The organism is Pseudodesulfovibrio aespoeensis Aspo-2 (assembly GCF_000176915.2).
In the GTDB taxonomy this organism is placed as follows: domain Bacteria; phylum Desulfobacterota; class Desulfovibrionia; order Desulfovibrionales; family Desulfovibrionaceae; genus Pseudodesulfovibrio; species Pseudodesulfovibrio aespoeensis.
Genome location: NC_014844.1, coordinates 1,747,467 through 1,774,196, shown reverse-complemented (window position 1 = coordinate 1,774,196; position 26,730 = coordinate 1,747,467). Strand labels below are relative to the sequence as shown.

Below are 26,730 nucleotides of genomic sequence, written 5' to 3'. Positions count from 1 at the left end.
GCTCAATCCTCCACTTTCTTCATCCACGGCTGCGGCACGTCCGGGTTGTAGAACCGCAGCGTGCTGGGACGCCCGGACTTCGGCCCGTGGATAATTTCGATAGAACGCTCGGTGACCTCGCCAATCTCCTGATCGCCATCGACGAAACAGACCAGGCCGTAGTCCTCGCCGCAGGGAAACCGAAATCGGCCCTGGTTCTGAAAGAGGCGTGCCTCGGACCAGCCCTTGGCCATGGCCTCCTCACGGATGGCGTCGACCTTGGCGACAGCCTGGGAAGTCACCGGCTGCTTACATTTCCAAGCTTGGTTCCCGGGATAAATCCAGTCCTTTCTTGGAACTTCGACGGGTTTCTTCTGGGACTCGGGACGAAGCGCGGGTGGCTGGTAGTTCTTCGGGGAAAAGGACTGCAGGACCTCCTGCAAGTGTTCCTTGCAGAACTCCCGGATGGACAGTTCCTGCATGGCGTTGAATCGCTGCCGCAGCGTATTCCAGGCATCCTCGGGGAGCTTTCCGGCCTTGTGCGCGGTTTGGGCGGTGACCATGCGGGAACGTAGCCAGGCAAAGTATTCAGGCGACAGACGGCGACACAGCGTGCCGTCGATCTCCATGTCTTCAGGCCAGTCGCGGGCGTCTTCGATCTCGTGGATGTCGAGCCCGGTGGAGACATAGATGGCGGGCTGCGGTGGTTGCGGTGGTAATAATGGGGTTTCACATCCGGCCGAGGCTTCCTGCCCTCCGGCGGTGTGCTTGATCATGGTTTTCAGAAGGCTCATGGTTTCAGGCTCCAGAAATACGGGTTAATCGCTTTTCCCGTTACTTACCGGAGCGGCCCTGAAACCGTCGGTGACCAATAGCTGCGGTGGATATGTGCGGTGGCTGCGGTGGTCGTGCGGTGGAAGGTTTTCTCGTCCCACCGCAGGGAGTGGTGCGTTGTTTGTTTATTGTTTTTCGATAGTTATGAAGAAAGAGAAGAGAGAGTGCGGTGGTTGCGGTGGTATTTGGGGAATGTCTTTCACGCTGGGCCGGAATTTCTCTGGTGTGGGATATCGGGTTGGTAGGTAGAAAAAATATTTCAGCCCATAGGGGGTGAGACCTCTGGATTTACCACCGCAACCACCGCAAAGGCCATGAAAGCCTTGTCTGGCAATGGTTTGGCGTGCGGTGGTCATCCACCGCAAGGGACAGCGGTGTTCACCGCACCACCGCAAAAGAAAAGGACGCCCGAGAGCGTCCTGGATGATTTGGGCAGTGTGGGTGAAATTAGAAATTGGCGGTCTTGGCAATCCGGTACTCGAAGTTCTTGGTGTGGGCGTTGCGCTGCCGGTCGATGTCGAACCCGGCGTCCCGGATGACGTCCAGGTCGTTGCTGATGCGCCGACCGAGCTGGGCGGGCTTCTTGTATTCGAATTCGAGGTTGAATTCCCGGCCGACCCTGCGCAGCGCCGCGAGCAGCCGTCCCGCCGACACCGGTTCCATGGTGTTCTCGTTCTCGAACCTCACCTGATAGCGTTCGATGAACCCCACCACGTGGTTTGCCCGGTCGTCCTCACCGTAGCGGGCCTTCTCGTCCAGTTCCACCGCGTTCCGGTAGGCATGGAAGAGCGACGCCAGCGCCGTGGCAATGGGGTTCGACTCCCGGGCCATTTCCTGGCTGGTGTCGTTGATGGAATGGATCTGCTCGATGAACAGCGGGCTCAGCTCCTCGAGTCCGGTGGTCACCTCGTGCTCCTCGGACCCGGCCAGCATCATCAGATACATCAGGCTCAGATAGTCGTTGCACCGGCGCTTGCCATGAGTCGGCATGGTTCGGTGCAGCAGACGCATGACCTGTTTCTGAGCTCCGTCCCGAATCATCGCCAACACATGGCTGGTCCGCTTCATGATGGCCGAAATGATCAGATCCCGGTTCTGCTGGATGGCGGAGATGACCTCCGATTCCAGAAAGCAGTCGCTGGCCTGGTTGGCGAGGTCGAAGTTGATAACGAAGGACCTCGACAGTATCTCCGAAAGCTCCCCGCACAGCGGCTCGATGCCGGTGGTGTTCAGCAGGCATTTGGTCCGCTCGGTGATGGTCTCGCTGTCTGTGCCGCTCTTGCGTTTCTCCTTGGCGATGCCGGTGATGCTGGTCAGCATGAAGGTGGTCAGATCCTCGGTCATCTGCTTGACCTCGATGTTGTCGAGGACGATGAGCGGGTTCTGCGAGCCGTCGGTGTAGTTCGCCGCGTCGGTGGCCTTCTTGTGCTGGGGCTCGCCGTAAAGCAGCGTCGACGTGATCTTGCTGGCAGTGGTCTTGCCCGATCCGGCCGAGCCCTCGAAGCGGGTCATGGGCCGCGTCCCGGCGAAGTCGATCAGCAAGAAACAGGAGAGCCAGGAAAGGATGAGAAAGCGATCTCCTTGTGGACAGGTCATGTTGCCCACCAGCAGATCGACCAGGAGCCGGTCCGCCTCTTCGAGGTCGGCGTCGGGCAGGAATTTCAGCGGCTTCATCTTGCGCGAGCCGTCCAGGATGATGCCGTCCTCGTTGCCGCCATTCTTCATGATCTGAATTTCGTCCGGGGTGATCTTGGCGATCTCGTGCTCCGGATTGTTCAGGTTGAAATAGACGGTGTAGGAAGCCACATCGGTATGCAGCCAGGAGAAATGGTCGCGCACCTGGCCACGGATCATGGCCAGGCTGGGTAACACCTCGAAAAATGTTCGTCCGCCGTTGGATGTCGGCACCATGCCCGTGTGCTTGTAGAGCATGGCCGCGTAGTGGCGCTTTCGGCCCCGGTCTGGCGAATCCATCCAGTAGATGGCGTTGTCGAAATACATGAACGGCTCACCCTGCAGGGTATGAAAGAACTGGGCACCGTTGGCGGTAAACCAGTCGTAGGCCGCCTCGGCTGCCAGTGTGTAGTCGGGAGCGCCGTTCTCCAGCTCCGTGTCGATCAGCACCTCGTCGACCCGGGCGCGGCATGATCCGGGCATTGCGCCGGACATCCGCTTGGCCTTTTTCTTTTCGTTGCGGAACTCGACCTTGCGGTCCTTCTGGATGGCGCGGATCTGTTCCTTCAGGGTGGCCATGGAAACACCACCGCCGATGCGCTCCTGCACCAGCTTCAGCAGGCGTGCCTGTTCCAGCGGCGACTGTTCGGAAATCTCCCCCAGAATCGGTTCGAGCAGGCGGTTGCGTTCTTCCTCTTCAGCGCCCTCGGGCAGCGAGCGCACGCCGAACTCGATGGGCGTGCTGGCCTCGGCGAGCAGGCGTTCGAAATCCTCCAGGGTATGCCCGGCGGCAATGTAATCGTTGACGTCGATCTTGGCGATGGCGAGAAGCGCCTCGGCCGCCTGGATTTCCTCGGCGGGACGTCCCGCCAGTAGCTTGGCCAGCTCCTTCGGCCCCACGCTTGCCGTCAGGCCGAAGCGTTCGGTCAGCTCCTGCCGGGCCGAGAGCTGTGTCTCCGACAAGGGCAGCGTCACCAGGCGGGTGTCGATTTTGTGTTCGGCCAGGGTGTGAGCGGTTTGCAGCGCCCCTTTGAGACCGGCCTGGGAGAGTTCGTTGTCCTGGCAGATGTAGACAGTTTCGACGCCGCGCAGCTTGGGGATCAGGCGCTCCCAATCGGCGGCCCGGATGCGGACGGTGACCGGAGATACGGTGGGCAGGCCCAGTTGCATCAGCGCCAAGCAATCGGTCACCCCCTCGGTGATGATCACCTTGCCGGGCCTCGCCAGCAGGCAGTCCTCGTTGAACAGCAGCGCGTTGTTGATGAAGTCGGCGACGTAAGGCCGTTGGTGTTCGTCGTGAACCGGCAGTTTCTTGTATTTCCCTTGCTCCCAGCCAACGTCCGGGGTCCACGGCGTCTTGCGGCCGATCATGAACACCACCCGGCCACGGCTCCAGTAGGGAAAGACGATCCGGCGCTCGAAAAATGGCGTCAGGCCGTCCTGGCTGGTGGGACGGAAAGCGCCGGTGGCGGCGAGCTCCCGCTTGGAGAAACCGTCCTCACCCCCGGTCAGTTGGGCGACCGCGCCGGACGCGTTGTCCGCGTAGCCGATCAGGAGATCGTCGATGGTCTCCTCGCTCAGGGCGTATTTGGATTTCAGCCAGTCGAGGACCTCCGGCGACTCTTTGAGTCTGGCGTGGTAAAGCCTGGCCAGCGAGGTCAGCGCGTCCTTGACCCGCAGTTCGAAGGCGCGGTCGGCCTCCGTCTGGGCGAGACGCTCCTGGCTGAGGCCATAGCGCGACAGCGGCGGCAAGCCCGCCTTCTTGGCGAGATAGTCCCGGGCCTGACGGTGGCTGTCCGGCATCGGACCGGATTGCCCGGCGGTGACCGAGCCCGTCTGAATGAACTCAACGAGCTGCAGCACATCACCGCCGACTCCGCAGCCGAAGCAGTACCAGCCCTGCTTGTCGAGCATCACGTGCAGCGACAGACGCGACTGGCTCTGATGGTTGGGGCAGTCGCACATCAAGCGCTGGCCGGTCTCCTGGGTGATCCGTCCCGGCAGGAGTTCCCGGGCCACGTCACCGATGTCCATCTCGGTGACGTGCCGGTAATACTCCCTGACGTTATCCGTTCCGCCCATACTCATTCGGCCTCCGCGACACGGGCGAAATCGGCCTCCGCGTGCTGGGCGGCGTCCAGAAACAGGGGCAGAAAGGTCCGACGGTCATCCACCTGGCAACGCTTGGCGCAATTCTGGATGCCCCAATGGTCGCCCAGGACAATGGCGGTGCGCCGGGCGCGGGTCACCCCGGTGTAGAGCAGATTGCGGTGGTGCATGAAGGAATGCGCTTTGTGGACCACCACCACGACGCAGGGGAATTCGGAACCCTGGGTTTTGTGGATGGTGAGCGCATAGGCGAGCTGCAGGTCCTGAAGGTCGGGCGAACCCTTTTCCATCTCCACCGGCATGCCGTCGAAGTCGATGACCAGGGTGCCGTTCGCGAGAACATCGACCACATAGCCTATGGCACCGTTCATCACGTTCAGGTCGTAATTGTTCCGGGTCTGGATGACCTTGTCGTGCTTGAGAAACGGAGCGCGGCGGCCCATGGCGACCGGCGGCACTTCGGTGTTCCAGAGTTTGCGCTGGATGAGCCGCTGCAGTTCCTCGTTCAATTCCTTGGTGCCGAGCGGTCCCTTGTGGGTCGGCGTCAGCACCTGCACGTCCTTGATGATGTCGAAACCCAGGGCGTCGAGCCGCTCCTGAAACAACTCCAGCAGGAACGAGCGTGCCGCCATCGGGTCGGTGAACTGATCCACCAGATACCAATCCCGGCATCCGCCCACCGACGCCTCGCTGGTCTTGCGCACCTCGCCCTTGAGAACGGCGGTGCAGTTCTCCTTGAGGACGCCAGCCTGGCGCACGACCTTGTCGAGGATGACCGTGGGGATGGCGCGTGTCTGGATCAGATCGCGCAGGATGTTCCCTGGTCCCACCGGCGGAAGCTGGTTGTGGTCCCCGACCAGCAGCACCGTGGTCCGCGAAAAATCGACCGCCTCGAACAGGTGCCAAGCCAACGGCACGTCCACCATCGAAAACTCGTCTACCACCAGGACATCGGCATCGATGGGGTTCTCCTTGCTGCGCGAGAAACCCTTGCCGTCATAGCCGAGCAGACGGTGGATGGTGGTGCCGCTACGGCCGCTGACTTCCTCCAGGCGTTTGGCGGCCTTGCCGGTCGGCGCGGCAAGCACGACCTCCAGATCGCTCTCCTCGCAGATGGTGTTGATGACCGAGATGGTGTAGCTCTTGCCCGAACCGGCTCCACCCGAGATCAGGCTGATGCTGTGATTGAGTGCCGAGCGCACTGCGTCGAGCTGCTTCTCGTTCAGCGTCGCCGCGCAGCGCCGAATCAGGGCATCGAGTTTCTTGACGGACTGGAAATGCGGGTTGGGTGTTTCGGCATGGCCGAACAGCGAGGCCAACTCCCGCTCCATTCGGACGATCTCCGGCAGAGCGACCACGAAACGCCCGCCGTGGGAATCGCAGGAAAGCGCCCGTTCTTCGATGAGCGCGTCGAGGGCGCTCTCGATACGAACCCGGCTATCCAGGGCATCCATAACCAGCAGTAGATTGACCTGGTCGACCAGATCCTCGTATTCGATCCAGCAGTTGCCATTGTCCAGGGCTTCACGGACGCAGAAATTCAACCCGGCCCGGATACGAGGGGTATGGTCCTTGGGGGTTCCCAGCTTGCGGGCAATCTTGTCGACCTTCTTGAAGCCGAATCCCCGGATCTCCCGAATGAGGATGTACGGGTCTTCCTTCAGGATATCGAGGCAGTTGCCGCCGAGTCTTTCGACCAGGGTGGTGACCTGATGATGGGTCAGGCCGAATGCCGACAGCCAGGCCATGACGGTGTTGACGCTACGGTTCTTCAACCATTCGTCACGCAGCCGCTTGGCCGCATCCAGGGGCAGTCGGGCCTTGAGCGCAATGCGCTCGGGGTCGTTCAGAAGGGTTTCTTCAAAGGCGTCTCCGAAACTCTCGACGATCAATCTGGCCTTGGCCGGACCAATGCCCTTGATCTCCGGATGGTTAGCCAAATAATGGATCAGCCCCTCCGGATCGAGTTCGAGGTCGTGCTCCATCCCGTCGACCTTGAACTGACGGCCGTATTTGGGATGGGTGGCCCACGCTCCGAGCAGGACCACAGGCTGATTTTCCCGGGCGAACAAATTGCCCGCGAACTGGACTTCCTCACCGGTCGGGGTGAGCAGTCGGCCTGCGGAGAACTTGGGTCCGGCATAGTAAACGCGCTCTATTCTTCCCCGGAGTCGCGCCGGGTTACTCTCATTTCTTTTTGGCATCTCGCGATCCTCCGGTGAAAACGTGTCAGGTACTCCTCGACAAAACGGCAGGCGGCCTGCCGGTCCGAGCAGAAGTAGACGGGGACACCGAAGTCGACGACGATGGAGGCGACCGTTCCGATCAGCGCGTGCGGGTGGGCATCGCTGCGGTAGCGGCCATCGACCAGATCGCGAAAGTTGCATTCGACAACCACACAGGCGGATTCGTAGGCGGAGAGCTTTTCCAGTTCGCGGTGGAACCGCTTTCGCCCCCGGATGACGGTGGAGACAAAATCCGTCAGGGATTTGCGCTCCACCGCCACCCGTTCCTCGAGGCCGACCAGTGAGTAATCACCGGCGAGCAGCGCCTTGCGAACCGTCGAAACCTTGTCTGTATCGAAGCTGTAGGGCTCCTGTTCGCGTGTATCGACGACAACGGTGATCCGGTCCATCATCAGAACGGGATCATGTCGTCCATCGCCGCACCGGGAGCCCCGGCATCGTCGGCCATGACAATGCGACGGTTGAAGTAGATGTTCTCGTTTTCACCGCGAGTGCGCTTGGTCACCTCCAGCTTGATGTTGAGAAGCTGCTCGAGGTGGCCCGGCAGGTCGGAGAGCTTCTGAAGCTGCAGCCCGCAGGTGTAGAGGTCCTGCTTGAGCCACTTGATGTTCTCGTTGCTGGCCATGACGTTGTTGCGCCAGAGCAGACGGCCCTTGTGGGTCGGCGCGAGAATGCGCAGGGTCCACTTGAGCATGGGATTGCCGGAAGTCTGGGCGCGGGTCAGTTCGACCCGGTCGACGTTGACCTGGTATTTACCGTCGGGGACGGCCTCGAACTCACGTTCCTCGACTTCGGCGGTTTCGAAGGCGTCGTCGAACTGCGCCAGATCGAGGCTGCTGTTGGATTGGTTCTCGTAGTGTTCCATGGTCGGATCTCCTTACTGTTGGGGTTTCGCCGCCGCACTCACGGTCGGCTCCGGCTTCGGCCGGGCGGCACTCGCCGCAGCTCCGGCTGCCGTGTTGTTGAACGCTTTCATGAAGCTCGGAAAATCGAGTGGGATGACTTCGGGGAGTCGGCCGGTGCGGTCACCGGCGTCGTAGTTGGGACTGGGCTTGGTGCGCATCACGCGTTGCCAGACCGGCTTGCCGTCCTCGCCGGTTTTCATGTCCAGGTCGCAGAACAGGATCAGGTCCACCAGACCGGTGACCAGCTTTCGCGCCTTTTCCGGCAGCGTCGGCACGATGCGGGTGTGTTTGCCGGTCCGGGTCTCGATGTCCCGCTCCTGGGAGTGGGAAATCAGGATCAGCCCGTAGGGCAGGAACGCGAGCTTGTTGATGACGCGCTGGAACTCGTTGTTGATCAGCGCGTAGCCCTTGCCGTAGCCCAGGTCGGATTCGTGCTCGATCTTGAATTTCTTGCAGACGTAGTCCGAGCACATCTTGTAGGCGTTATCCACCGTGTCGACGACGATGGTCTTGAATTCGTGCTTGCCCTCGGCGATTTCGGCGCAGGCCTGCAGAAGGTCGTCCCAGCAGGTGATCGGGGTCTGGAACACCTCCAGGGCGTTCAGGCCCGGCTCGGTCGCCAGGAACAGTGCGTCATCGGCCTTGGAGCACCAGGTGCTCTTGCCGATCTTGCTCGGGCCGTACACCAGGGCGGTGAGGTCCGAGAGCGTGTGTTTGGGTTTGCTTTTGGTCTTGGGAAGCATGGCTTCGTCTCCTTATGGTTGGGATTTCAAAACACCGGAGCGGCGTCTTCACCGGCTCCGTCCCGCAGCTCTTCGTGCGGGGCGATCCGTTGGAAATGGTTTTCAATGACGTTGGGGTTGCCGCCCGAGCGGCAGAGCCGGAAGTAGGCGCAGGGCCTTCCGTACTGGAAGCAGTAGCTGGTGTTGCGGTAGAAGGTGTCGCGCCGACGGGCGTCGAGCATGGCCTTGGAGAGTTCCCACAGCTCCGCCCGCAGTTCCTCGAACTGGTCGCGGGAGATGTAGAGCACCTCGCGATGGAACATTCCCGGCTCGAGGTACTTCTCCTGGAGCCGTTGCTGGAAGGTGTCGTCGTCCTCCGGCAGCTTGCGCTTGGCGCTGCTCTTGCCGGTTTTCGACTTGGCGATCAGCTCCGCCCGGCGGGCCTCGAACTCGGCTTCGGTCTCACCCTTGCCCTGGCGCAGCTTGGCCTTGACCAGGACGTTGTAGATGATGCCGCTGACCGTGATGCCGAGGGTCTGCTCCAGGTACCAGGCGTAGAGGATGATCTGGAAATCGGTCCACAGCCGCTCCAGGTAGCTGGCGTCGATCTGCGAGGCGGTTTTGTGTTCCAGTAGGAAATACTGGCCATCCTGACGGACGATGCCGTCCACCTTCCCGGCGATAATGAAACTGCGCGAGGTCGCCCCGGTCGCCGGGTTGACGATGGGACCTTCGAAGGTTTTCTCGAGCGCGACGACCTCGAACTCTTCGGCCGGGTAGTGTTCCGCATAGGCGCTCATCATGGCCCGGGCGAGATGCCAGTCGGCCTGTTGATGGTCGTCCTGCGCCCGGTTCGGATAGGTCCGGTCGATGTGGTCGAGGACCTTGGCCAGATTCCGCTCGCCGTGCCAGCACTCCAGGCAATCGTGAATGACCGAGCCGAAGGCCAGATTGGGATCGCGCTCGAGCGGCACCAGCTCATCGATGTAGCGCCATTTGCAGGCCATGCGGCAGTTGCGGAATAGCCGCCACATGGAATAGGTGGTGGTCATCAGCTCGCTCATACCGCCACCCCCGCTTCGGTTGGCGCTGCGCGATGCTTGGAGGCACAGGCGCAGCCCGACGGCTGGGATCGTTCGATCAAGACCGAGCGTTCGCCGTATTCCTTGGTGGCGAAGCCGGTGAAAATGCGGGCGAGGTCGCTGCCGACATCGGTGGAGGCGTCGATCACGCAGGTGCGTCGGGCCTTGTCCAGATTGAACCGGCTCTCCATCCGCACACGGGAACGGCCATGCAGGCTTTCGACGGCCAGCATCGCCAGCATGAAAGTGTCTTCCAGTTCCTGGGCCGGGACCGACTCGTCAAAACGGTACTTGTAAGTGTCGTGAGTCATGGTTGAACTCCTCTTTTGTTCAGGTTCTGATTTCCGAGGCCCCGGATAGCCGCACCATGCGGCACGGTGCTTACTTACCGGAGCCAGAGCTGATGCGTCGGAGATCACAGGTAGTCCTCGAGCCCGGCCTCGCGGAACGCGTCCCGGAGCTTGCTCAGCCGGTCGTAGAGGGTGGTTCTGGGAATGCCCATCTCCCGGGCGACTTCGGCCATGGTGCTGTCGTGCAGGCGCACGCACAGATCCCGGAGCTCTTCCGGCAACAAGGCGATGGCTCGGTCGAGATCCATGCGGATCTCATGGGCGAGACGCTCCCTTGTTTCGCGGGTGCCGCCTCCCAGGGAGCCCTCGCTGTCCAGGAAGTCGATCCGTTCGGTGGTGTCGCCTTCGCCGTTGTCGAGGGGTTCGTTGAGTGAGGTTTGGCAGAGCCGCCAGTCCCGGCATTGGGCGAAACGGGCCTCCAGGATGGTGGAGATGTGACGTTCGACGATTCGGGCCATGAAGGTGGTCTTCTTGGCTTTGGCTGGATTGAAATGCCGCATCCGCTGCAGCAGATCGATCATCAGTTCCTGTTCGAGGTCGGGTCTGTCGTCCTCGGTGAATCCGGCCTTGCCTACGAGTTGACGTGCTTTGTGCCGAATGAGGTCGGCGGCATACTTGTCGATGCCGTCGTAAGAATTCTGTGAAACCATCGGGGCCTCCTCGGAGCGAGGAGGAGGTCCGCGTGGGTGTCGGCACGGGCCAGATCACAGGACAAAGCTGTCGCGTGGGCGAAGGGGTCGCAGGTACGCCGCCAATTGCCGTATTCGGCTCGGCGACACCCACAACAGCCTCCGCCATGCGTCCAGCTTGTTGTCCAGTGTCTAAGGGTTTAGGTCGTTACGTGTTCAGGCTGCCCGTTCCTCGATGCGCATCAGGAACGGGAGACCGTGCTTGATCTCGAGCAGGCAGACTTTTCCGCTGCCCATCTGCGCGAGGTGCTCCAGCAGCGCCACGACCTCTTGCTTGAGGATGAAGTCATCCTGGTCGCGCTCGGGCCGGGGACCGCTCTGTCCGCCCAGCTTGATCTCGCGCTCGATGACCGTGTCAGGGGTGAGTTCCGGTTCGCCGTCGCGGACCGGAATGTTGGTGATGCGGCCGAAGTTGATGTCCTGCATCAACTCGATGAGTCGCCGCTTCGGTGGGGTGAGGTGTGCTTTGTTGACTTGTGCCACTGCCAGTCTCCTTGTTCGGAAGTTCTGGCACGCCCGGTGGCCAACCCTATGCTGACCAATAAAAAACGCCGGATCGCGCCTTCATTGGGGAAGGCGCTACATCCGGCGTCGCAATGGCTACATTTGGCGTAGCGGAAATTTTTTTAGTTTTTTCTTCCTGGGTGGTCCCGGGTCATTCGTTGACTATCGGGCGGACCTCCCAAACGATCTCCTCTTCGGTCCGGTAGACCGGTTCGTTGCCGCACTTGATGGACTCCTTCAGGTGGGCGGCCAGCGGCTTGTCATACTTGTCCAGATACGTGATGGCCCGGTTCACGGCACTCCGGAAGGCGTCGCGGATGTTCTTCCGCTTGTCGTTGGATTTCCGGAGTTTGCCACCCAGACCAACCGCCTCGTTGATTGCGGCGGTGATCTGGGTCATTTCGTTCTCAAGCCGCTGGATTTCGGCATCGTTGTTTTCTGCCCGGGCTTCTTCAATTTCTCGAAGAAGCTCGTGAGCCGTCTCCCGGTATTGCTCGACGGCCTTGCGATCGGCAACGAAGCCGGTATCACCCAACGGAACCCCCTGGGTGACCTGAAAACCTTCGTCGGTCTCATTGGAGTTCAGGACCGCGTTGCAGCTATCGATGGCAAACCCGCAGACGATCTCGTAGACCGAGGTTTCCTTGTTAGGCCTCGCCAGGAGGAAGTTGATGTACTCGGCTCCTTTGTCGACACCCGTCACAAGCACCTCGGCGTTGCCGTTAAAGCGTGCGGCCCAGACACCCCCGCGCTTCCTGAAGTAGTTGTCCGGCTGCTTCTGCTCGACCGGAATAGCTGGGACAGAGATCACCGATCCCGATTCATAGACCGTCCTGAGCAGGCAGTCTCCCGGCAAGGTGCGTTGGCGGATGGCGGTGATGTTACGGCCAACCATGGTGTCCATAGCATCGCAGACCTCCTTGGCGTGGCGCTTGTAAAGGTCATAGACCTTTTGGGCCACGCTTCCGGGGTTCCCATTCAAGTAGCGGAAGACCCGACTTACCTCGCTGAATCGAGCGATAAACTGGGTGATGTCATCCTGGTCACGGACCTGGTTGGCTCGCTCCAGGTACGCGGCAGCCATGATCTTGTCCTCGTCCTTGCTTCGACTTTGGGTGAAGATATCGGCCTTATAGGCTTCCACGGGGTCATGCTGATCCGCTTTTGCCGCAATCATGGCAAAACGCCTGTCGATGCACTGCGAACACGTTCCGCAATGCGTATGGTGATTGGTCATCTCCCAGGTATGGGTGCAGGTGGTCGATGCCGCGATCATGTCCTGGCATCCGGCCTTGGTGATCACCTCGATAACACCGGCCTTGGTTTTCCAGATGTAGGGATTCTCAATCGTGAACGGTTCGCCAGCCACCAGGCTGATGATTTCCTGAAAGCCTCGGATCACCCTGGGGTGGGTGGTGCGTGTTGCCCGGCCTCCGACTACCTGAGCGCAGACCGGCAGATTCAAACTGATGACCCCGTTTTCGTAAAAACGGACGCTTTTCAGATTGAGCATTTTTGCGATGGTCGCCCCGATAGACACATAGAGGAAAGATCGGCTGCGCTGGGTGTACTCGTAGTTCAGCCCCTTGTTCTTGTTGACCCGGACGCCGATGTGTAGCGGGGCATTTTCCCCAGCCTTGTCGGCAATCATCTTTTCCAGTCGCCGGTGGCGCGTGTTGAGCTTCGGTGTCGACTTGTGGGTAACAAGGACGACCTTGTGTTTTTCATTTAGAACTTCATCGATGGCTCCCGCCAGCGAGTCCAGCCCACCTGAAAACATCACTACCTGTTCCGGATAGCCGAAGAGCCGTCCGTCATCATCAAATTTCAGATATCCCTGGAATGCCTGAGCCTCTTTCAGTTTGACGAACTCGAAGTGATAGTTGTCGTCAGACAAGAAACCAAGCGTGGAGCGCAGCGCCTGGTGGATATCGTCTCCGTTCCAAAAATCTGGCTTCCGCACCGGGATGATGAAGTGCAGATCCCTGCGCCAGCCATGGCCAAAAGAATCGACGTCGTCGGCCCCTCGTGGGATGGCCTGATCGGCACTGTAAACGTAGGTGGCGATTTCGAGCAGGTCCTGGAAAGAATCAGGCACGTCCTTGCTCATCTTTTTGTGGATGTCTTCAATGCGTAGGGTGATCTTGTCCAGCCCATCCTTGCCCCAAAGGCGCAGGCGCAGATCACGGTCAGGATTTTCTTCAATCCCATCGGTCGGTGCGTTCCCACAGATGATATATCGTTTATCTTGCATCGGCTCGCGCTCCTTCTTTTAGCTCGTCCTTCATCTTTTTCAGCGCGTAAGAGGCGAAGCCATTGGAAGACTCCCTGGAGATGTCACCACCTTCTTCGTACCTGTGCTTCGAAAACCAATCTGCTGAAAACTGCTCGACGATCAGGGACGCCTCTTTACAGTGCGTGTTCAGAGCCTTCTCGAATTGTCCCATTTCATTCATGGTGGCAAAGCGCTGGCCCTCGCCCAGATGGGTAGCCAGCGTTTTTGAGAGGAAGTAGTTCATGCTCTCGTTGGTCAGCTTGGCGAAGAAAGTCCGCGACAGCTCTCCGAACTCCCGCTTTTTCCCGAGCGCTGCCAGTGCGGCCCGAACATCATCTGGCCCGGGGGCGAAGAGAGACGGCAGTTTTGGTGAGATGTGCTCTACCAGGGCTCCGACCAATGCACGCTGAGACATTTCACCGAGGTCGGATCGGCCACCGTTGGACTCCAATTTGTTATCCAGGGCCTCGGAGACTGCGGCTGCAAGATCGGGAAGGGATGTATCCTGCGGCAGGTTGACGCCGAGGGATTGGAGATGCTCGCCGAGGTTCTCCTTTTTTGCGGCAATGGCGAGTTGCGTCATCAACCAGACCGCCTCGGTGAACCCCTCATCGTTGAGCACGAAGGTGAATGCTTTATCGGCTGCCCGGATTGTTGCGTTTGCGATTTGGGACACGTCGGCACCGGCCGTGATCAGGCCGACCACCTCTTTCCATGCCCTCGACCTCGGAAGGCTTCCAAGTCTGACGTGCCCCATGTCGATCTCCTTATTTTTCGCGACCCAGCATCGTTATTCGGGCCTCCTGATGACGACGATGCTTCGGGCCTTACGAGCTTCTTTCTTCAGATAGCCTTTCCGTACCAGTTGAGCGATCTGCTCGTGGGCGCTCGCGTGGCTGATACCAAGGACTTCCGACAATTCTTTCACCGTTGGCGGCAACCCCTTTTCATCGATGATTTGGCAAATGACCCTCAGCGTGTTTGCTTGTGGGTCGGTTATTTCCGATACCTTTTTCTTTCCCATGGCGATTGCTCCGTGTCGTAGCCACTGAGCGGATTAAGCCCAATTTATGACCACAAAATATACGACCTGATGAACATCAGGTCAATCAAAAAAACAGGACTTCTCGTCTGATTCCGTCATCTTGCACGTCCCTCCGGTAGGTAACGAACGCAAGTCCGGTTCAAGCCGGATGTAACCAGATAACCGACCAGAGGCGGAGCTGAGGCGGTTGTGGGTGCCATAGAACGCGCATCCCGACCGCCACCGTTTTCTGGCATCCACACCATCCAGCCCCCGGTCCCACCGGAGGTGTTCGATGTTGGATGTACAGGAAATGAATGATGGGCCGGGGACGGATGACCTTGGCGAAAACGGCAAACCCGGCCGCCTGTCGGGTGAGGCGAGGCTCCAGTCAGCCGCCTCCATTCTGGCCACGGCGGTCCTGCGCCGAAAGGCAAAAAACGCATGTGTGGGCAATGAGTTAGAGGTTTTCGAAGATTCTTCCCCTGTGCTCGGAGAAGGACTTGATTCATTGCCGGAACAGAGCATTCATTCATGACAACTCGTCCGGAAACCAAAATAAGGAGTTGAAAATGAATGAGTTACACAACGCCGCCACGGGCGGCAAGAATCAGGACCGAACCCGAAACTCAGTCCTTCGGCAGATGGCTCTGCTGCAATCCATGTCCCTGGAGCAGCTCCGGGAAAAATGGCTCGATCTCTACGGAGAAGAGCCGCCCCAGTACAAAAAGCAATTCCTCATCAAGCGGCTGGCTTATCGCATCCAGGAGCTTTTCTACGGCGGGCTGTCCGAGCAGGCCAAGGTCCATCTTCAGCAGGACGCCAAGGAGGACCCGGTCGCCACTGTCAATCGACGCATCCCAGAAGAGCGGAAATCGAACGAGGCCATCCTGCCCGGGACCAGACTGGTGCGGGTCTGGAACGACCGGCGATATGAGGTGACCGTCCTTGCCGATGGCTACGAGTTCGAAGGCCGCACCTTCCGGTCGCTCAGCGCGGTGGCCAGGGAGATCACCGGGACGCGCTGGAACGGCAAGGTCTTTTTCGGGCTGAAGAAGGTTTACGGCAGAAAAGCCGAGGGAGGTTCAGATGCTTGATAACAGCAATGTCGCGCCGGGAAAGAACAAGACGCTGCGCTGTGCCATCTACACCCGCAAGAGCCACGAGGAAGGTCTCGAACAGGAGTTCAACTCGTTGGATGCGCAACGGGAATCGGCGGAACACTATATCGAAGCCCAGAGAATGCGTGGCTGGACGGCTCTGCCGGATCGCTACGACGATGGTGGTTTCTCGGGCGGGAACATGGAGCGTCCGGGGCTACGCCGCCTGCTGGCGGACATCGACGCCGGGAAGATCGATGTGATCGTCGTCTACAAGGTCGACCGGCTGTCCCGCTCGCTGCTGGACTTCATGAAGATGATCGACCTCTTCAACGAGAAGGGTGTCAGCTTCGTCTCGGTCACCCAGCACTTCAGCACCACCGATCCCACCGGCCGGATGTTTCTCGGCATCCTGATTACCTTCGCCCAGTACGAGCGGGAGGTCATCGCCGAACGTATCCGGGACAAGGTGGCGGCAGCCAAGCGCCGGGGGAAATACTGCGGCGGCGTGCCCATCATCGGATACGACGTCGACCGGGAAAATAAGAAGCTGCTGATCAACCCCGATGAAGCCAGAACGGTGCAGTACATCTTCCGCCGATTCATCCAGATCGGCTCGGCCAAGAAGCTGGGCCAAGAGCTGAACGAACAGGGTTACCGCACCAAGGCCTGGACCACCAAGAAAGGCAAAGTGCGCGAGGGCTCCGAATGGAACACCGCCCATATCTACCGGCTGCTGAACAACCGGATCTATATCGGCGAGATCGCCCACAAGGATCGCAGCTACCCTGGTGAGCACGAAGGGATCATCGACCGGGCGACCTGGGACAAGGTTAAGGCCATCCTGGAGGACAACAAACCGGTCAAGGTTTCCATGGCCAGAACCAAAATGGTCGCCCCGCTGAAAGGCGTCATCCGCTGCGGCCACTGCGGCTGCTCGATGGGGCCGACCTACGCCCGCAAGAACGGCCGCCATTACACCTATTACATCTGTCAGAAGGACAGCAAGCGGACCGTGAGCCGGTGCCCGCTCAAACGGATTCCCGCCGGGGACATCGAGCAGGCCGTGATTGAGCAGTTGAGCGCCGTGTTCCGCACACCGACGCTGGTGGCCAAGACCTACTTCGCGGCCCGGGACATCGAGCAGGCAGAGCGGGAGCGGTTGTTCAAGCAGAAAGCCCAACTCGAGATGGAGCTGTCGCAGGCGCGGGAGCAGGCTCTCGAATTAATGAAACCCGGCAGCGATCAGCCGGGCAAGACTGAGATGCTGACGACGGTCAATCGCCAGGCGGTTGAGCTCTCGAAACAACTGACCCATGTGAGCGAGCGCTGCAGAGCCTACCGGGGGAACAGCATCACGGAACAGGATGTCTCGGAGGCCTTCCAGAATGTCGAGGGCTTCTGGGAAGACCTTTTCCCGGTGGAGCGAAACCGGCTCATCCGCCTCCTGGTGGATAAGGTGGAGATCCGGGAGACCGGAATCGATATGGAGCTGCGCACCAACGGGCTGACAACACTCATCGCCGAGCTGGCTGGTCTGGCATGCGAAGTCACCGAACGGAGGGTAAGCCGATGAAAATGAAGCCGACCATTACCGTAGCCGACAACGGCAACCTGCAGATCCACATCCCGATGCTGATCCGGCGCATGCGCGGCCGCAAGACGGTCATCGCTCCCCAGGCCCTGGATGGAGATATCCCCGGGGCGCAGGAGCCGGTACAGTCCGCCGTCCTCCAGGCTCTGGCAAGGGCCTTTTCCTGGGCCGACATCCTCGAATCCGGCCAGATCAAGTCCATCAGCGAGCTTGCCCGTACCCTCGACGTCGATGGCTCGTATGTGGCCCGCATCCTCAAGCTGACGACTCTGGCCCCCGACATCGTCGAAGCCCTGATCAACGGTGAGGAACCCAACGGGCTCTCTCTGGCCAAGCTGACCCAGACCTTTCCCGAGGACTGGGCCGAGCAGCGCCGCCAGTTCGGCTTCACCACCGACTGACGACCGGACCGGAGACCACGCCAGAGAGCCGACCATCAGCGTCGGCTTTTCTACTTTGGGGTCAGGAAACCGGAGTTGACCACACTTCTTTTCACGGCCGATGCAGGTGATTTCGAAAAAAACGTCCGGTTGCGGCGTCGAACGATGACCTAAGACAACCGCCAAAAACGGCAACCATCCGCAAACCCATATCAATCAAGGATGTAGCTTTCCGGACGAGCTTCGGACTTGGTCCGGAGAAAACAGAGAATCAGGGGCCAAACAGAGAAAGAAAGGCTCGAGGATGGGGAGAATCGATGGTGCGGAGAGGTGCTTCGGAAAGATGTAAAACAGGCGCAAACCCTTTAGAAACAAGGGGAAAAAGAAAACCCGTCACCCCGGAGAATGACCCCAGAGAGACGGGTTTGTCTTTTCTAAATGGTGGAGGCGGGGGGAGTCGAACCCCCGTCCGAGAACGATCAGCTCAAGGCATCTACAGGTTTAGGTCAGGTTTCAGTTCTCGGCATGCGGATTGCCCCTGACCGGGCGGCTGCATGACATGCCTGCCTAAAGTTTCGCCTTGTGCGGGACAGGTGGCCGCGCAGGGCTAGCCCAAGGGGTGTCGTCGACGTCCCTGGTTTATCGGGCGTAGGCCCAGGGAGCCGCCAGGATCATGTCCTGGAACTACAGTCACCTAGAAACTAGGCAGCTATAGCGTAGTCGTAGTCATTGTTGGCACTTGTGTGCTAGGTCGATTTTTACGAGGCCATCGACCAACCTCGACCTGCAACCTTGGCTTCTGCTATCCCCGTCGAAACCAGTGCGCCCCCATTTCAAAAAACCGGACGGACACAAGCTATATAAGGCCTCCCAGGCCGTTGGCAAGGCATTTGTGACGAAATCCCCGCAAGTGCAGGGGGGGATGCCGGATTGTCTGCATGCAACCGAAAAATGATGGCAAGCGTTGCCAGGAAGCGTGAAAGTGCTATTGTGGATGCAGTCATCATCCATCAGGAGGAACCATGAACGACAGACGGGTTTTTCTGAAATCGGCCCTGGCCCTGGCGGCAGGGTTGACCCTTGGGGCTGGCCGGGCCGAGGCCGCCAGCGGACCGTATCCCACGGGCATCGTCTATACGGCGGACGATCCCGGCATGTGGGCGGCCAAGGTGGCCATCCACGTGCCCATCGTGACCGTGGAGGGCGACAGCGTGACCCTGCTGACCGACCACTCCATGAGCGAGGATCACTTCATCGTCCGGCACACGGTGGTCAGCGCGGGCGGCGTCGTGATCGGCTCCCAGGTGTTCACCCCTGAGAGCAAGCCGCAATCCACCTACACCATCAAGGAAAAAGGGGAATACTACGCCACCAGCTTCTGCAACCTGCACGACTTCTGGCTGACCAGATTCACGGTCTAGCAGGACGCAAAAAAAAGCCCGCAAGGTGAATCCTTGCGGGCCTTTGATCGCTGGTAGCGAGGAGAGGACTTGAACCTCCGACTCTGCGGATATGAGCCGCATGCTCTAACCTACTGAGCTACCTCGCCACGTTTGTTTTGCCGAAGCGGAAAATGTCTATAGACCGTCTTCCACGGCTTGGCAAGGGGAAAAGTGGATGGATTGCATTTTTATGAAATCATTTACAAAAACAGGAAAATGAGCGGAACCAGAGTCAGCCGGTACACCGCAAAGGGGCGCAGGGTGAGGCGGCCAAGCAGATAGATGAACCCCTTGATGGCCGCCCAGGCGGCAATGAAGGAAACCCCGAAGCCCACGGCCAGGAAAAACAGGTCGTCGGCAACGAACAGCTCGTAGTTCTTGAGGAAATCATAGCCCGTGGCCGCAACCATGATGGGCACGGCGGCGATGAACGAGTATTCGGCGGCAACGGTGCGCCGCAGCCCCAGGAGCATGCCGCCCATGATGGTGGCCGCCGACCTGGAGAATCCGGGCCACAGGGCAAGGCATTGGAACAGGCCGATGCCAAGGGCCTGCCAGGGGGTGATCTCGTCCAGAGTCGCGGCCTTTTCCTGCTTGTCCACCGACTCCACCACCAGGATCATGACCGCGCCCGCGGCCAGGGCGCAGGCCACGGTGAAGGGGCTGAACAGGTACGCCTTGATGTATTTGTGGGCTGCCAGCCCCAGAAGGGAGGCGGGCAGGGAGGTCAGGAACAGGAGCCACAGCCCGCGCGGGCCGGAGAAGTTTTTTTGCGGATCAAACCTGAGCAGGCCGATGAAGCGGTCCAGGTAGAGGGTGAGCACGGCCAGGATGGCGCCGAGCTGGATGACGATCGTGAAGGTCTCGGCCTTTGGCCCGGTGAAGCCGAGCAGGTGGCTCGTCAGGATGAGATGGCCGGTGCTGGAGACCGGGAGAAACTCGGTCAGCCCCTCGACAATGCCGAGAATGACCGCCACATACCAGGATGCCATGAAAACCCCTTTTGCCGGTTGAAGTGCTGCCTGCCGAGAGCACGGAACGTTCCGATGAGGCCTAGCCCAAGAAACACGCGCTTGCAACCCCTTGGAAGCTGGTGTATTTGCATGATCTAGCCAGCAACACTCCAGGAGATGACCATGACCACCATAATGCCCGGCAGCGAACTGACCCGCAAGGCGATCACCTGGATCTGCGAGAAGCAGGAGGCAAGCGCTCCCAAACCCCTGGCCGCCCTGATCGAGGAGGCGGCGGTGCGCTTCAACCTGAGTCCGCTGGATGTGGAATTTCTCCAGAGATTTTATAGGGAAAAACAAGACTGCCCAGCCCGGTGAAACTGCTCCATCGTCAAATATTCAAGGAACTGCTGAAGCTTTTCGGCCTGACGGTCGCCTGCCTGCTGGGGCTGATCCTCATTGGTCGGATGCTCCAGTTGCGTTCGCTCTTTCTCTCGCAGAACATCGGCTTTTTCAACATCCTGCAATTGTTCTTCTATCTCACGCCGTTCTTTTTGCTGCTCATCACGCCCATCGCCACCATGCTCAGCGTGTTCCTGACATTTCTGCGCATGAGCACGGACAACGAGCTGACCGCGCTGAAGGCCAATGGCGTCAGTTTGTACAGGATGCTCCCCGCGCCCATCGCTTTTTGCGTCCTGTGCACGCTGTTCACCTTTTTCATCTCCATGTGGGGGCTGGCCTGGGGCATGGACATGTTCAAGACGAGCCTCTACCAGTTCGCCCGGTCCCATTCGCGGTTCGCGCTCCAGCCGGGCGTGTTCAACAAGGAGTTTCCGGGCATCACCTTCTACGCCCATCAGGTGGACAACGACACCGGCGAGTTGAAGTTCGTCTTTGTCCGCGACCAGTCCATTAGCGGCGCCTCGGTGGTGGTCGTGGCCCCCGAGGCCCGGATCGTATCCAGCCCCAAGACCGCCGAGGTGCACATCGTCTTCAACAAGGGCAGGATATACCGGCAGAGCGGCGAGGATATCAATATCCTGCGTTTCGGAAGCTACTCTGTCCGGCTTGACCTGGGCAAGCTCCTGGGCGACTTCAGCTTCAGCGAGGAGAAGGCCAAGGACATGACCTTTGCCGCTCTCAGGGAGATCAGGAACGATCCGTCCATCGCGCCGCAGCAGACCGCGCAATTCCTGCGCAAGGTGGACACCGAGTATTACAAGCGGCTGACCCTCCCGCTTGGCTGTCTCATCCTCGGCATGTTTGCCATCCCCATCGCCTATGTCTTCCGGGGTCTCAGGCAGCAGTACGGCCTGCTCTTGTCCATGGGACTTTTCCTTCTTTATTACAGCATGTTCTCCCTGAGCGTCAGTCTGGGCGAAGCCGGGGCCATCGCACCTGTCTACGGCCTGTGGGCTCCGAACATCCTGTATGTGCTGGTGGCCGTGTTCGGCATCCGGTTCGCCAACCAGGAACGCAGCCTGCCGGTGATCCAGTGGCTGGGCCATCTGCGCGGACGGTGGAGGGTGACGGCATGAGGTCCGTTTTCGGCATCGGCGTGCTGGGCCGGTATCTGATCCAGCAGAACCTCTATCTGATGTCCATCTGCCTGACTGTCGGCACCTGCATCTATCTGCTCTCGGATGTCTTCGACCGGCTGGACGACTTCATCAAGGCGGGGCTGGGCGCAGAGACGATCCTCTTCTATTTCTTCGTCAAGATTCCACTCATCGTCTCGCAGCTCATGCCCGCGATCTTTTTGCTGGCCCTGGTCCTCCAGCTCGGCATCCTGACGCGGAGCAAGGAGATGCTGGCCCTGCGCGCCGGAGGCGTCTCGTTTGCCTGGTTCATCAAGTTCTTTTTGATCTACGCCATGTTCTGGAGTCTGGGGCAGCTGGCCTTTTCCCAGTTCCTCGGCGTGTTTGGGGAGTACGAGGCCAACCGGATATGGAAGGAGGATGTCAGGAAAAAGCAGCTCGACGAACTGACCATCACCGACCTCTGGTTCCGCGACGGCCCGTTCATCGTGCTGGCCAGGGAGGCGTATCCGGGCAAGAGCCGGGCCTCGGATGTGGTGGTCTACGAATTCGCCACGGACAACCAGGAGCTCATCCGCATCCTCACGGCCAAGAAGGCCATGATCGACGACAACGGGTGGGGGCTGCTCGACGTGCACGAACTGGACACCCGCACCTTTGTCTCGGTCACGCGGCTCTCGCAATTCCTCTCGGTCCGCCAGAACCTCAAGGCCTATGCCGCAGTGGAGCTCAAGGGCGACACCGCGCAGCTGCCCCTGCTGGAACTCTCAAGGGCTATCGAGAAGCTTGAGGAATCCGGCTCCAACGTGGAGATTCTCAGGACCATCTGGCATACCAAGTGGTCCTATGCCTTTTCTATCGCGGTCATGGCCCTGCTGGCCCTGGCCCTGGTGACTTTCTCGGAGAACATCTACGCCAACATCGGCTTTTCGCTGATCCTGATCTTTGTGCAGTACGGGGTCCACGCTGTCGGGGCCACTGCGGGCGAGCAGGCCGTGCTGCCGCCGTTCGTGGCCGCCTGGCTGGGCAACTTCGTCATGGCCGCCCTGGCGGGGATGCGGCTGGCCTGGGTGACCGTGCCCGGCTTTCAGGCCTTTGTCAGAACCTGGGGAACCGCTTTGAAGACGGCAAGACCCTAGCTAATCGGCCAGGGGCTCCTGGGTGTCGTCAGGGGTTTCGGCAGGGGAGGCGGGCACGGCGTTGATCGCGTATTCGGCCAGGACATTCCAGAGCTTGTCCTCGCCCATGCCTGTCTTGCTGGAGAAGAGGAGCGGCAGGCGCGGCTGTTGCAGGATGTCCTTCCACTGGTTCTGGAGCGCGGCCCGCTCACGCTGCTTGGGCTTGTCGGACTTGGTCAGCACCGGAATGACCGGGATGCCCAGCCCCCTGAGATAGGACGTCAGCTCAAGGTCAAGCTTTTGTGGGGTCAGGCGGGCGTCAAGAAGGACCACCACAGCCTTCAGGCCAGGGTTGGCGGTCATGTACGCCTCGATGAGCTTGCCCCATTTCTCCCGCTCTGATTGCGAGCACCTGGCGTAGCCGTAGCCGGGCAGGTCCACGAGATAGAAACCGTCCGGGTTGACCCGGTAGTAGTTGAGGCTGCGCGTCTTGCCCGGCTTGGAGCTGATCTTGGCCAGGCTTTTGCGCCCGGCCAGTCTGTTAACCAGCGACGATTTGCCCACGTTCGATCTCCCGGCCAGGGCGATCTGAGGCTCATCCAGGCTCTCAAGCTGCTTGATTTCGTATATTGTTTTGACTAACTCGATGGTTCGGTTCATAAAAGGGGCACCGTGTCCGTGTTGATGTGCGTGTGGAGAGCCCAATGTTCTCTTTTTGCGCAGTCGCGTCAAGGCGCGTGACGGGCCTGAACAGCCATGAGGCCACCCAAGGGGGGAAGCGGCATGAAAAAACTCGATATCCTGATACTCAACGGCCCCAATCTGGGCCACATCGGTACCCGCCAGCCCGAGATATACGGCTCTCAGACCATGGACGATATGCCGGACATCCTGCGCCGGATCATGGGCGAGCGGGCGGACGGGATCGTCGTGCACCATTTCCAGTCCAACTCCGAGGGGGGGCTGGTGGACCGGCTGGAGCGAGCCAGGGGCGACGGGACCAACGGCGTGGTTTTCAACGCCGGGGCCTACACCCATACCAGTCTGGCCATTGCCGACTGCCTCGCCTGGATCAACATCCCGTGTGTCGAGGTGCATATCAGCAACATCTGGGCGCGCACAGACCAGCCCTTGCGCCAGCAGAGCCTCATGGGGGGACAGTGCATCGGCGTTATTGCCGGTTTCGGGATTCTGGGGTATGGGCTTGCTGTCCAGGCGCTCTACGAGCGTCTCAAGGGATAATCGGAAAAAACGACAACCGCCCCGGCTGCGTTCCGGGGTCTGCCATTTCGGAGAAAGCATGATATCGACCAAGGATTTCAGGACAGGCCTGAAAATCGAGATTGACGGCAAACCGTTCGAAATCATTGAATTTCAGCATTTCAAGCCCGGCAAGGGCGGTGCCATGATGCGCACCAAGTTGCGCCACATGAAAACCGGCCAGGTGCTGGACAAGACCTTCCGCTCCGGCGAAAAGGTCAAGAAACCGGACATGGCCGTGGTTTCCATGCAGTTCATCTACAAGGAAGGCACGGACTTCGTGTTCATGGATCTCGAAAGCTACGAGCAGATGAACGTGCCTGGAGCCAACATGGGCGAGGCTGGCGGCTACGTGAAGGAAGGCGACACCGTGAAGGTGCTTCTGTACAACGGGGAGCTGATCGGGGTCGATCTCCCGGCCAACGTCAACCTGAAGGTGGCCCAGACCGATCCGGGCGTGCAGGGCGACCGCGTGAGCAACGCCACCAAGTCCGCCACGCTGGAGACCGGTATTCAGGTGAACGTTCCGCTCTTCATCAACGAGGGCGACCTCATCAAGGTGGACACGCGCAGCGGCGAATACCTCGGGCGCGAATAGACTCGACTTGCAACACGTTGTGAAAATTGCGTAAAAAAGGTCGTGGACGGTTCGCTGTCCAGGACCTTTTTTCAAAAGCGGGGACGAATGGCGCGACGGCAGATCACATCGGCTCAATCCAGGCGGACAGGGCATGGCAGGGAATTCACCGGCCTGTTTTTTCTTTTCGTTTCGGCCTTCACCTTCCTGAGCCTGCTCTCGTTCAGCCCTGCCGACCCCAGCTTCAACCAGGCGGTCAGCGAGGGGTGGCGGGTGCGCAACGTTGCTGGCGTGGCCGGTGCCTATTGCGCCGGTTTCCTTGTGGAGCTTTTCGGGTTCGGGGCCATGTTCTGGCCGTTTTACTTCCTGTATCTCGGGCTGTCCCGGTTTGTCAGCCGCATCCGCATTTCCAAGATCCGCTGGCTCGGGTTGGCCGGTCTGTTCGTGGCTTTTGAGGCCTGGGCCACGCATCCCTGGCTGGTGGACCTCCCGGCTGACGCTTACGGCCTTGTGGGCGGCGGATTCTTTGGCCGCGAAATCGTCTCCCGGCTGACTCTGACCTATCTGCGCCCGGCTGGAGCGTTTCTGCTGTGGGTTTTCATCAGCATCATCTCCTTTCAGGCCTTTTTCGGCTACAGTTGGGCCTCGGTCTGGAACAGGCTGCTCCTGTGGCGGGCCATACTTCAGGAGAAGATCGACGCGCGCATGGCTCAGTACCGGGCGCGCAAAAAGGCCAGGGCATCAGAAGTGAAGCTGGGCAGGGACGAGATCGTTGGATTCGATATGGTGGACGAAGAGGATTGCGACATCCATTATATCGACCTGGACGACGGTGACAAGAACAAGCGAAAGGAACCCCAGGCCGCACCGCAAAAGCCGAAACCGGCCAAGCCTGTCAAGACTCCGGGTGCTGTCGCTCCGACTGGCGTCAATGGTCTGCCGAGCATCGAACTGCTCACGCAGCCACCGCCGCAGGCCACCAGCCAGACCCAGGCGGTGCTCCAGCCCCTGGCTGATCGGCTCAAGGAATGCCTCAACGATTTCAATGTGCAGGGTGAGATTCAGCGGGTGGTGCCCGGCCCTGTGGTGACCATGTTCGAGTTCAAGCCTGCGCCGGGCATCAAGGTCAGCAAGATCGAGAACCTGACCGACGACATCGCCCTGGCCCTCAAGGCCGAATCCGTGCGCATCGAGGCCCCGATTCCGGGCAAGGACAGCGTGGGCATCGAGATCCCCAACGTGGACCGCCAGACGGTCTATCTGCGCGAGGTCATTGAGTCCAAGGAATTCACGGGCAGCACATCGCCCCTGACCCTGGCCCTGGGCAAGGACATCCACGGAGCCACGCGGGTGGCCGACCTGGCCAAGATGCCACACCTGCTGGTGGCCGGAGCCACGGGCGCGGGCAAGTCGGTGGGCATCAACGGCTTTCTCCTGAGCCTGCTCTACAAGGCCGGGCCGGACAAGGTGAAGCTGCTCCTGGTGGACCCCAAGCGCATCGAGCTGGCCCCGTATGCGGCCCTGCCGCATCTGGTGCACCCGGTGGTCACCGAGATGAGCCTGGCCAAGAGCGCCCTGGACTGGGCCGTGTTCGAAATGGACTGCCGCTACCAGAAGATGGCCAAGCTCGGCGTGCGCAACATCGAGGGATACAACAAGAAGCTTGAGGACATGGGCGACACTGTGCCGGAAGAATTCGAGCATATGAAGCACATGCCGTACCTTGTCATCGTCATCGATGAGCTGGCGGACCTGATGATGACCGCGGCCAAGGAAGTGGAGCAGTGCATCGTCCGGCTGGCCCAACTGGCGCGGGCCGCGGGCATCCATCTGGTGCTGGCCACCCAAAGGCCGAGCGTGGACGTGGTCACCGGCCTGATCAAGGCCAACTTCCCGACGCGCATCTCGTTTTTCGTCACCTCCAAGTTCGATTCGCGCACCATTCTCGACGGTGTGGGCGCGGAACGCCTGCTGGGCAAGGGCGACATGCTCTTCAAGCCCAGCGGCGGCAAGCTCACGCGGATGCACGGCGCGTACGTCGATGAGACGGAAATTGCGCACGTGGTCAACTTCTGGCGCGACAGTCAGCCCCAGGAGTTTGAGCTTGATTTCACGGACTGGAAGAAGGATGCTCCGGGCGGCGATGGTTCCGAGTTGGTCAACGAGTCCGACGACCCGGTCTACGGCGAGGCGGTACAGTTTGTGCTGAGCCAGGGCAAGGCGTCCATCTCGCTGTTGCAGCGTCGCTTCAGGATCGGTTTCAACAGGGCGGCCCGATACATCGAACAGATGGAAATGGACGGGATTCTCGGCCCGCAGGACGGAAGCAAGCCGAGAAAAGTTATCTCACCGGAATAAAAGGAGACTTGAAA

Annotated in this window: 26 protein-coding genes, 1 tRNA gene and 1 other RNA gene; 11 read left to right on the top strand and 17 right to left on the bottom strand. The window is 60.0% G+C overall.

The genetic code is table 11. The features are described from left to right. Nucleotides 1-2: 2 nt before the first annotated feature. The 13 genes from DAES_RS08015 to DAES_RS07955 all read right to left on the bottom strand — a co-directional run bounded on the left by DAES_RS08015 (nucleotide 3) and on the right by DAES_RS07955 (nucleotide 14,393). Entirely contained in the window at nucleotides 3-773 is a 771-nt protein-coding gene (locus DAES_RS08015) for a hypothetical protein (protein ID WP_013514533.1), read from the bottom strand. A 487-nt stretch (nucleotides 774-1,260) separates the two neighbouring features. Next, nucleotides 1,261-4,575: a CHC2 zinc finger domain-containing protein gene (locus DAES_RS08010; RefSeq protein WP_013514532.1), complete on the bottom strand. Its 3,315-nt coding sequence runs from the start codon at nucleotides 4,573-4,575 to the stop codon at nucleotides 1,261-1,263. Further along, the gene (recD2, locus tag DAES_RS08005; protein ID WP_013514531.1) at nucleotides 4,572-6,800 is read right to left on the bottom strand and encodes an SF1B family DNA helicase RecD2; all 2,229 of its coding nucleotides are present in this window, start codon (nucleotides 6,798-6,800) and stop codon (nucleotides 4,572-4,574) included. The genes DAES_RS08010 and recD2 overlap by 4 nt, the downstream gene beginning before the upstream one ends. Further along, nucleotides 6,752-7,234, bottom strand: coding sequence for an ERCC4 domain-containing protein (locus DAES_RS08000; protein ID WP_013514530.1), 483 nt, complete (start codon nucleotides 7,232-7,234; stop codon nucleotides 6,752-6,754). Before DAES_RS08000 ends, recD2 begins: the two co-directional genes overlap by 49 nt. Further along, a complete protein-coding gene (locus tag DAES_RS07995) occupies nucleotides 7,234-7,707 on the bottom strand; it encodes a DUF669 domain-containing protein (RefSeq protein ID WP_013514529.1) in 474 nt (157 codons plus the stop codon). Before DAES_RS07995 ends, DAES_RS08000 begins: the two co-directional genes overlap by 1 nt. A 12-nt stretch (nucleotides 7,708-7,719) precedes the next feature. Next, nucleotides 7,720-8,490, bottom strand: a complete 771-nt coding sequence (locus tag DAES_RS07990; RefSeq protein ID WP_013514528.1) for an ATP-binding protein — start codon at nucleotides 8,488-8,490, stop codon at nucleotides 7,720-7,722. A 26-nt stretch (nucleotides 8,491-8,516) separates the two neighbouring features. Beyond that, nucleotides 8,517-9,533 (bottom strand): PD-(D/E)XK nuclease family protein, encoded by a 1,017-nt coding sequence (locus tag DAES_RS07985; protein ID WP_013514527.1) that lies wholly within the window; start codon nucleotides 9,531-9,533, stop codon nucleotides 8,517-8,519. Beyond that, on the bottom strand, nucleotides 9,530-9,862 hold the full coding sequence (locus DAES_RS07980) for a hypothetical protein (protein ID WP_013514526.1): 333 nt from the start codon (nucleotides 9,860-9,862) through the stop codon (nucleotides 9,530-9,532). Before DAES_RS07980 ends, DAES_RS07985 begins: the two co-directional genes overlap by 4 nt. A gap of 104 nt (nucleotides 9,863-9,966) precedes the next feature. Next, nucleotides 9,967-10,551 (bottom strand): sigma-70 family RNA polymerase sigma factor, encoded by a 585-nt coding sequence (locus DAES_RS07975; RefSeq protein WP_013514525.1) that lies wholly within the window; start codon nucleotides 10,549-10,551, stop codon nucleotides 9,967-9,969. 195 nt (nucleotides 10,552-10,746) lie between these two features. Then, nucleotides 10,747-11,073: a hypothetical protein gene (locus tag DAES_RS07970; protein WP_013514524.1), complete on the bottom strand. Its 327-nt coding sequence runs from the start codon at nucleotides 11,071-11,073 to the stop codon at nucleotides 10,747-10,749. Between the two features lie 172 nt (nucleotides 11,074-11,245). Continuing rightward, entirely contained in the window at nucleotides 11,246-13,348 is a 2,103-nt protein-coding gene (locus tag DAES_RS07965) for a 7-cyano-7-deazaguanine synthase (RefSeq protein ID WP_013514523.1), read from the bottom strand. Next, nucleotides 13,338-14,126: a hypothetical protein gene (locus DAES_RS07960; RefSeq protein WP_013514522.1), complete on the bottom strand. Its 789-nt coding sequence runs from the start codon at nucleotides 14,124-14,126 to the stop codon at nucleotides 13,338-13,340. The genes DAES_RS07965 and DAES_RS07960 overlap by 11 nt, the downstream gene beginning before the upstream one ends. A gap of 33 nt (nucleotides 14,127-14,159) precedes the next feature. Further along, nucleotides 14,160-14,393 carry a LexA family protein gene (locus tag DAES_RS07955; RefSeq protein WP_009379056.1) on the bottom strand — a complete coding sequence of 78 codons (234 nt, stop codon included), beginning with the start codon at nucleotides 14,391-14,393 and terminating at the stop codon, nucleotides 14,160-14,162. Between the two features lie 295 nt (nucleotides 14,394-14,688). Between DAES_RS07955 and DAES_RS07950 the strand changes: the two genes are divergently transcribed. The 4 genes from DAES_RS07950 to DAES_RS07935 are packed head-to-tail and all read left to right on the top strand — an operon-like array spanning nucleotide 14,689 to nucleotide 17,488. Then, nucleotides 14,689-14,931, top strand: coding sequence for a hypothetical protein (locus DAES_RS07950; RefSeq protein ID WP_013514521.1), 243 nt, complete (start codon nucleotides 14,689-14,691; stop codon nucleotides 14,929-14,931). Between the two features lie 34 nt (nucleotides 14,932-14,965). Continuing rightward, nucleotides 14,966-15,490 carry a DUF2924 domain-containing protein gene (locus DAES_RS07945; protein WP_013514520.1) on the top strand — a complete coding sequence of 175 codons (525 nt, stop codon included), beginning with the start codon at nucleotides 14,966-14,968 and terminating at the stop codon, nucleotides 15,488-15,490. Further along, on the top strand, nucleotides 15,483-17,069 hold the full coding sequence (locus DAES_RS07940; protein ID WP_013514519.1) for a recombinase family protein: 1,587 nt from the start codon (nucleotides 15,483-15,485) through the stop codon (nucleotides 17,067-17,069). Before DAES_RS07945 ends, DAES_RS07940 begins: the two co-directional genes overlap by 8 nt. Next, nucleotides 17,066-17,488: a hypothetical protein gene (locus DAES_RS07935; protein ID WP_013514518.1), complete on the top strand. Its 423-nt coding sequence runs from the start codon at nucleotides 17,066-17,068 to the stop codon at nucleotides 17,486-17,488. Before DAES_RS07940 ends, DAES_RS07935 begins: the two co-directional genes overlap by 4 nt. Nucleotides 17,489-17,906: 418 nt before the next feature. Here the strand turns inward: DAES_RS07935 and ssrA are convergent. Continuing rightward, nucleotides 17,907-18,297: a transfer-messenger RNA gene (gene ssrA, locus DAES_RS17300) on the bottom strand. 192 nt (nucleotides 18,298-18,489) lie between these two features. Here ssrA and DAES_RS07930 point away from each other — a divergent pair. Next, nucleotides 18,490-18,888 (top strand): desulfoferrodoxin family protein, encoded by a 399-nt coding sequence (locus DAES_RS07930; protein ID WP_013514517.1) that lies wholly within the window; start codon nucleotides 18,490-18,492, stop codon nucleotides 18,886-18,888. A 51-nt stretch (nucleotides 18,889-18,939) separates the two neighbouring features. On the opposite strand, the gene DAES_RS07925 is transcribed toward DAES_RS07930, so the two are convergent. Continuing rightward, nucleotides 18,940-19,016 (bottom strand) — tRNA-Met (locus DAES_RS07925). A 93-nt stretch (nucleotides 19,017-19,109) separates the two neighbouring features. Continuing rightward, complete coding sequence (locus tag DAES_RS07920; protein ID WP_013514516.1) at nucleotides 19,110-19,901, bottom strand: undecaprenyl-diphosphate phosphatase; 792 nt, start codon at nucleotides 19,899-19,901, stop codon at nucleotides 19,110-19,112. Nucleotides 19,902-20,045: 144 nt separating this feature from the next. Here DAES_RS07920 and DAES_RS07915 point away from each other — a divergent pair, with 144 nt between their 5' ends. Genes DAES_RS07915 through DAES_RS07905 form a run of 3 tightly spaced genes read left to right on the top strand, consistent with a single transcriptional unit; the run spans nucleotide 20,046 to nucleotide 22,542 of the window. Beyond that, the gene (locus tag DAES_RS07915; protein ID WP_013514515.1) at nucleotides 20,046-20,240 is read left to right on the top strand and encodes a hypothetical protein; all 195 of its coding nucleotides are present in this window, start codon (nucleotides 20,046-20,048) and stop codon (nucleotides 20,238-20,240) included. Continuing rightward, the gene (gene lptF, locus DAES_RS07910; RefSeq protein ID WP_013514514.1) at nucleotides 20,237-21,403 is read left to right on the top strand and encodes an LPS export ABC transporter permease LptF; all 1,167 of its coding nucleotides are present in this window, start codon (nucleotides 20,237-20,239) and stop codon (nucleotides 21,401-21,403) included. The genes DAES_RS07915 and lptF overlap by 4 nt, the downstream gene beginning before the upstream one ends. Beyond that, nucleotides 21,400-22,542, top strand: a complete 1,143-nt coding sequence (locus DAES_RS07905; protein WP_013514513.1) for an LptF/LptG family permease — start codon at nucleotides 21,400-21,402, stop codon at nucleotides 22,540-22,542. The genes lptF and DAES_RS07905 overlap by 4 nt, the downstream gene beginning before the upstream one ends. Here the strand turns inward: DAES_RS07905 and yihA are convergent, their stop codons facing one another. Continuing rightward, nucleotides 22,543-23,181, bottom strand: a complete 639-nt coding sequence (gene yihA / locus DAES_RS07900) for a ribosome biogenesis GTP-binding protein YihA/YsxC (protein ID WP_013514512.1) — start codon at nucleotides 23,179-23,181, stop codon at nucleotides 22,543-22,545. It abuts the gene before it with no gap. Nucleotides 23,182-23,304: 123 nt separating this feature from the next. Here yihA and DAES_RS07895 point away from each other — a divergent pair, with 123 nt between their 5' ends. The 3 genes from DAES_RS07895 to DAES_RS07885 all read left to right on the top strand — a co-directional run bounded on the left by DAES_RS07895 (nucleotide 23,305) and on the right by DAES_RS07885 (nucleotide 26,716). Then, entirely contained in the window at nucleotides 23,305-23,763 is a 459-nt protein-coding gene (locus DAES_RS07895; protein WP_013514511.1) for a type II 3-dehydroquinate dehydratase, read from the top strand. 58 nt (nucleotides 23,764-23,821) lie between these two features. Further along, on the top strand, nucleotides 23,822-24,379 hold the full coding sequence (efp, locus tag DAES_RS07890; RefSeq protein ID WP_013514510.1) for an elongation factor P: 558 nt from the start codon (nucleotides 23,822-23,824) through the stop codon (nucleotides 24,377-24,379). An 87-nt stretch (nucleotides 24,380-24,466) separates the two neighbouring features. Then, nucleotides 24,467-26,716: a DNA translocase FtsK gene (locus DAES_RS07885; protein ID WP_013514509.1), complete on the top strand. Its 2,250-nt coding sequence runs from the start codon at nucleotides 24,467-24,469 to the stop codon at nucleotides 26,714-26,716. Nucleotides 26,717-26,730 lie beyond the last annotated feature (14 nt).